The organism is Tardiphaga sp., assembly GCF_025356345.1.
Lineage (GTDB): Bacteria > Pseudomonadota > Alphaproteobacteria > Rhizobiales > Xanthobacteraceae > Tardiphaga.
Window position 1 is genome coordinate 1 of sequence record NZ_JANXTC010000022.1, and the last position, 5,779, is coordinate 5,779.

At 63.2% G+C, this 5,779-nt stretch carries 6 protein-coding genes; all 6 read left to right on the plus strand.

The features are described 5' to 3' along the window. Positions 1-65 precede the first annotated feature (65 nt). Complete coding sequence (locus tag Q0S16_RS01140; RefSeq protein WP_295844111.1) at positions 66-788, plus strand: FadR/GntR family transcriptional regulator; 723 nt, start codon at positions 66-68, stop codon at positions 786-788. Positions 789-850: 62 nt separating this feature from the next. Then, a complete protein-coding gene (locus tag Q0S16_RS01145; RefSeq protein WP_295844102.1) occupies positions 851-1,777 on the plus strand; it encodes a Gfo/Idh/MocA family oxidoreductase in 927 nt (308 codons plus the stop codon). Positions 1,778-1,779: 2 nt separating this feature from the next. Continuing rightward, the gene (locus Q0S16_RS01150; protein WP_295844103.1) at positions 1,780-2,847 is read left to right on the plus strand and encodes an aldose epimerase family protein; all 1,068 of its coding nucleotides are present in this window, start codon (positions 1,780-1,782) and stop codon (positions 2,845-2,847) included. Positions 2,848-2,877: 30 nt separating this feature from the next. Next, on the plus strand, positions 2,878-3,777 hold the full coding sequence (locus tag Q0S16_RS01155) for an SMP-30/gluconolactonase/LRE family protein (protein ID WP_295844105.1): 900 nt from the start codon (positions 2,878-2,880) through the stop codon (positions 3,775-3,777). A gap of 152 nt (positions 3,778-3,929) precedes the next feature. Beyond that, complete coding sequence (gene chvE / locus Q0S16_RS01160) at positions 3,930-4,994, plus strand: multiple monosaccharide ABC transporter substrate-binding protein (RefSeq protein WP_295844107.1); 1,065 nt, start codon at positions 3,930-3,932, stop codon at positions 4,992-4,994. 150 nt (positions 4,995-5,144) lie between these two features. Beyond that, on the plus strand, positions 5,145-5,779 hold a 635-nt coding region (locus Q0S16_RS01165), incomplete at its 3' end, for an ATP-binding cassette domain-containing protein (RefSeq protein WP_295844109.1).

Sequence of the window (5,779 nt, forward strand, 5' to 3'; positions counted from 1 at the left end):
CTGCAGCAGGCGATCGTCGGCTTCGCCCGCCGATCCGTCCGTCGCGCCGCGGCAGTGCCCGCGTCATGAGCCCGCAGCTTGTCAGTATCCCGACGCGGCGCGCGCATTCCAACCATGCCGCGGTGGCGCGCAGCCTCGGCATCGACATCATCGCCGGCCGTTTTGCCGAAGGCGCCAAGCTGCCGGGCGACCCCGAACTGATCCTGATGTTCGGCGTGTCGCGGCCGGTGCTGCGCGAAAGTGTCAAGACGCTGGTCGCCAAGGGACTGCTCAGCACCAAGGCCCGTGTGGGCACGGTGGTGCGCGAACGCGCCGCCTGGAACATGTTCGACAGCGACGTTTTGGCCTGGCATCTTGACACCGGAATCAACACGCGCTTTCTGCGCGATCTGGCCGACATCCGGCTGGCCGTGGAACCCCGCGCCGCCGCGCTGGCCGCCGAACGGCGCTCGGACCGCGATATCGCCGAACTGCGCCGCGCCATCGCCACCATGCGCCGGGAGCCCTCCGATTCAACCGGTTTTGCCGATGGCGACCTCAGCCTGCACCTTACGGTCGCCAACGCTTCCGGCAACCCGTTCATGCGCTCGATCGGCGGTGTGATCGAGGCGGCGTTGCGCGCTTCCTTCCTGCTCAGCGCGCCGGTAGCGGATGCGGAGCGCGAAATCGTTCTGGTCTCGCATCAACACATTATCGAAGCGGTCGAGAACCGAGATAGCGATGCCGCGGCGGCCCTGATGACCATCGTGATCCTCAACGGGTTGCGCCGCCACGGCGCGGCCGGCTGATTGCAGAGGCGGTAACGGATGCGCTATCAAAACCAAACGACCGGCGACGGAGGACAGCGCCCTTGAAACCGATCCGGATTGCCATCGTCGGCCTCGGCAAGATTGCGCGGGACCAGCATGTCCCGGCGATCACCGCGACGGCTTGTATCGAACTCGCTGCCATCGCCAGCCGCAACGCGACGCTCGACGGCGTGGCGCATTTCGCCACGCTCGAAGAGTTGCTGGCGCAGGCGCCCGACATCGATGCCGTAGCGCTGTGTACACCTCCACAGGTGCGGCGCGCGCAGGCCGCGGCGGCGCTGGCGGCTGGAAAACATGTCTTGCTGGAGAAACCCCCGGGCGCCACCGTTGCCGAACTCGGGCCCCTGATCACGACCGCCGGGGAGCGAGGTAAAACGCTGTTTGCCAGCTGGCATTCCCGCTTCGCGCCCGCGGTCGAACCGGCACGGGTGTTTCTGGCCAATCGCGAGATCCGCTCGGTCGCGATCATCTGGAAGGAGGATGTTCGCATATGGCACCCCGGCCAGCGCTGGATCTTCGAGCCGGGCGGGCTCGGCGTATTCGACCCTGGAATCAATGCGCTGTCGATCCTGACCCGCATCCTGCCAAAGCCGTTCTTCCTGACCCGCGCCGAACTATCCTTTCCGGAGAACCGCGCGGCCCCGATCGCGGCGACTCTCGATTTCTCCGACGCTTCGGACCTTCCGATCCGAGTCGAGCTGGATTTCCTGCAGACCGGGCCGCAGATCTGGGAAATCCGCGTCGAGACCAGTGACGGCGTGCTGACGCTGTCCGAAGGCGGCGCCAGGCTAACCTATGCCGGCGTCGCCCTGGTCGACGAGAAGCAGGCCGAGTACCCGGCGCTCTACGCGCATTTCGTCGATCTGATCCAGCGTGGCGCGTCGGATGTCGATCTCAGCCCGCTGGTCCATGTCGCCGATGCCTTCATGCTGGGCCGCCGGGTCACCGTTGGCCGGTTCGAGGAGTGACCATGCCCCAGTCGGTCATCCGGGAGACCTTCGGCCACCTGCCCGACGGCACGGCGGTGGAACGCGTGCGGCTGCGCACCGCCGGAGGTTTCGAGGCGCGCATCATTACCTACGGCGCCGCGCTGCAGTCACTACTCGTGCCGGACAGAAGCGGCGAGCTTGCCGACGTCGTGCTCGGCTTCGACAATCTCGAAGCCTATACCGTGCCTCGGCGCTATTACGGCATGACGGTCGGCCGCTACGCCAATCGTATCGCCGGCGCCGGTTTCGAACTGGACGGGGTGCACGTCGCGCTGGCGGCCAATGAACCGCCCAATGCGCTGCACGGCGGCAGCGAAGGATTCAGCCGCAAGGTCTGGACCATCGCTGCCACCGAGGATGGCGAGACCCCCGCGGTGACGCTGGCACTGCACAGCCCCGACGGCGACGAGAATTATCCCGGTGCGCTCGACGTCCGCGCCACCTACCGCATCTCGGCCCCGCGCGAGTTGACCATCGACTACATCGCAAACAGCTCAAGACCGACGGTGATCAGCCTGACCAACCACAGTTTTTTCAATCTCGACGGTGTGGCAACAGGCGCGGACATTCTCGGCCATCGCCTGCGCATCGCCGCCGATGCCTTTCTGGCGATTGACGAAAACCGTATCCCGCAGCCAGGCCCGCCGCGAGACGTCACCGGCACCCCGTTTGATTTTCGCGAAGCGCAGGGCATTGGTGCCCGTATCAACGACCCCGACGAGCAACTGCGGCGCGGTCGCGGCTATGACCATAATTTCTGCCTGCGCGAAGCCTCCGGCCTGCGCCTCGCCGCGCGGGTCGAAGCGCCCCGTTTTGGCAGGACGATGGAGGTTCATACCAACCAGCCCGGACTGCAGGTCTATTCCGGCAACTATCTCGATGGCAGCGTGATCGGAAAATATGGCCGGCGGTACCAGCAATATGATGCGCTCTGTCTCGAGCCGCAGAACTGGCCCGATGCGCCGAACCGTCCGGATTTCCCCTCGTCGCGGCTAGACCCCGGCGACAGCTATCGCAACCACTCCGTCTATCGATTTTTCGCTCGTTGAAAGAACAACATGCGCGGACTTCGCAACAGTATGGCCGAGCCGGGCATCGAGATCGTGCCGACCACAACGCTGTCGGGGCATCGCTGCCATCTTGGCGAAGGCGCAAATTACGACGCGGCAAGCAACACGGCCTGGTGGTTCGACATTGTTGAACGGCAATTGTTCGAGGCCCATCTTGGAACCGGCGCCGTCGAATGCCACGGACTGCCGGTGATGGGCAGTGCGCTGGCCATAATTGACGATCGGCACCAGTTGATCGTGACAGAAGACGGGCTCTACATTCGCGACATCGGCGACGGACGGCTGACGCCGCATGTCGTCATCGAGGCCGACAATCCCGCCAACCGCTCCAACGATGCACGGGTACATCCCAGCGGCACGCTATGGACCAGCACCATGGGGCGCAACGCCGAACCCGGCGGCGGCGCCATCTATGCGCTGCACAAAGGCGAGTTGACGCGGCTGTTTGCCGGGATCAGCATCCCGAATGCCATCTGCTTTTCGCCGGACGGCACCACAGGCTATTTTGCTGACTCCCGAGAGAATATCCTGTGCCGGGTCGGACTCGATTCCGCCACCGGACTGCCAACCAGCACGGCTTCATCGCTTTACGTGAACCGCAGCAAAGGCGTTCTCGACGGCGCCGTGGTCGATACCGACGGCCTGATATGGTGCGCGCGCTGGGGCGGCGACTGCGTCGACGCCTACACGGCCGAAGGCGACCGGGTACGGACGCTGCGCGTGCCGGCGCAGCAGCCAAGTTGCCCCGTTTTCGTCGGCGCCGACTTCCGCCTTTTGCTGGTGACCTCCGCCTGGCAAGGAATGGACGCGGCCGCCCGCGCCGCCGACCCGGGCCATGGCCACACGTTTTTGCTGGCTGCGGGAACGCAGGGACGGCCGGAACCGCGCGTGAAGATGGGAGCCGGATAGTGCCAGCGAGCATCGAACAACGCGACTTCCGCAAACCGATCCGCTATGCTGCGCGCCTGTGGGCGCGGCCAATACTACGCGCGGCAGCGCGTAAAACGATCCGCACAAGCGGTCACTGACGTCAACGACGTCCAACGTAATGGGAGTGAAACATGATTTTTCTCAGGACGACTCTGGCTGCCGTGGCTTTGGCGGTGTTCGCATTCTCCGGAATAGCAGTCGCGCAGAACAAACCGACCGTCGGTGTAGCGATGCCGACAAAAGCTTCGGCGCGCTGGATCGCCGATGGCGAAAACATGATCAAGGTACTGAAACAGCGCGGCTACAGCACCGACCTGCAATATGCCGAAGACGACATCCCGAACCAGCTTTCGCAGATCGAGAACATGGTGACAAAGGGCGCCAAGGTACTGGTAGTCGCCTCGATCGACGGCACCACTTTGTCCGACGTTCTGGCCCAGGCCAAAGCCAAGGGCATCACCATCATCGCCTATGACCGGTTGATCCGCGACACGCCAAATGTCGACTACTACGCGACCTTTGACAATTTCCAGGTCGGCGTCCTGCAGGCGCAGTCAATCGAGGCCGCGCTGAAGCTGAAGGAAAGCAAGGGCCCTTTCAACATCGAGCTGTTCGGCGGCTCGCCCGACGACAACAACGCCTACTTCTTCTACGATGGTGCGATGTCGGTGCTAAAACCGTATATCGACAGCGGCAAACTCATCGTTGCCAGCGGCCAGATGGGCATGAACAAGGTATCGACGCTGCGCTGGGACGGCGCCACCGCGCAGGCGCGGATGGATAATTTGCTGTCCGCCTTTTACACCAACAAGAAGCTGTCGGCGGTGCTGTCGCCCTATGACGGGCTATCGATCGGTATCCTGTCGTCGCTGAAGGGCGTCGGCTATGGCAGCGGCGACATGCCGATGCCGATCGTCAGCGGCCAGGACGCCGAAGTGCCATCGATCAAGTCGATGTTGCGCGGCGAACAATATTCCACCATCTTCAAGGACACCCGCGACCTCGCGAAAGTCACGGCCGATATGGTGGACGCCGCGCTCAGCGGCAAGGAAGTCCAAGTCAACGACACTACGACCTATAATAACGGCCGCAAGGTAGTGCCGTCGTTCCTGCTGAAACCGGTGGCGGTCGACAAGAGCAACTGGGAGCATCTGCTGATCGACAGTGGTTACTACAAGAAGTCGCAGTTTAACTAGGCTGTCATTGCGAGGAGTACTTGCGACGAAGCAATCCAGCCTTTCTTTCGGAGCTTGCGGTCTTCTGGATTGCCGCGTCGCTTCGCTCCTCGCAATGACGAGGCTACTGCGGCGCGCCACCGCGCAAACGTAGAATTCGCGGAGCCATCAATGAACGCCATTCTGGAAATGCGCGGCATCAGCAAAAGCTTCACCGGGGTGAAGGCGCTGAGCGATGTCAGCTTCACCGTCGAGCCTGGCGAGATCCATGCGCTGGTCGGCGAGAACGGCGCCGGCAAATCGACGTTGATGGAGGTATTGAGCGGAGTCTATCCGCACGGCAGCTATGACGGCGCCATCATGTTCGACGGCGAGGAACGGAGATTTCGTAATATCAACGATTCCGAGGCGCTCGGCATCATCATCATCCATCAGGAGCTGGCGCTGATTCCGCTGCTGTCGATCGCCGAAAACATTTTCCTCGCCAATCCGCCATCGCGCTTCGGTGTGATCGACCGCGACGCCGTGAGCCGTCGATCCCGCGAATTGCTCACCACCGTCGGGCTCGACGAGTCGCCGGAGACGCTGATCACCGATCTCGGCGTCGGCAAGCAGCAACTGGTGGAGATCGCCAAGGCACTTTCCAAGAAGGTGCGGCTGTTGATTCTCGACGAGCCCACCGCCAGCCTCAACGAGACCGACAGCGCGGCGCTGCTCGATCTGCTGGTCGAACTGCGGGCCCAAGGCATGTCGGCGATCCTGATCTCGCACAAGCTCAACGAAGTCGCCCGCGTCGCCGACCGCAT

Coding starts and splice junctions, on each gene's coding strand:
- Q0S16_RS01140 (WP_295844111.1), top strand. CDS start 66: ATGAGCCCGCAGCTTGTCAGTATCCCGACGCGGCGCGCGCATTCCAAC.
- Q0S16_RS01150 (WP_295844103.1), top strand. CDS start 1,780: ATGCCCCAGTCGGTCATCCGGGAGACCTTCGGCCACCTGCCCGACGGC.
- Q0S16_RS01155 (WP_295844105.1), top strand. CDS start 2,878: ATGGCCGAGCCGGGCATCGAGATCGTGCCGACCACAACGCTGTCGGGG.
- chvE (WP_295844107.1), top strand. CDS start 3,930: ATGATTTTTCTCAGGACGACTCTGGCTGCCGTGGCTTTGGCGGTGTTC.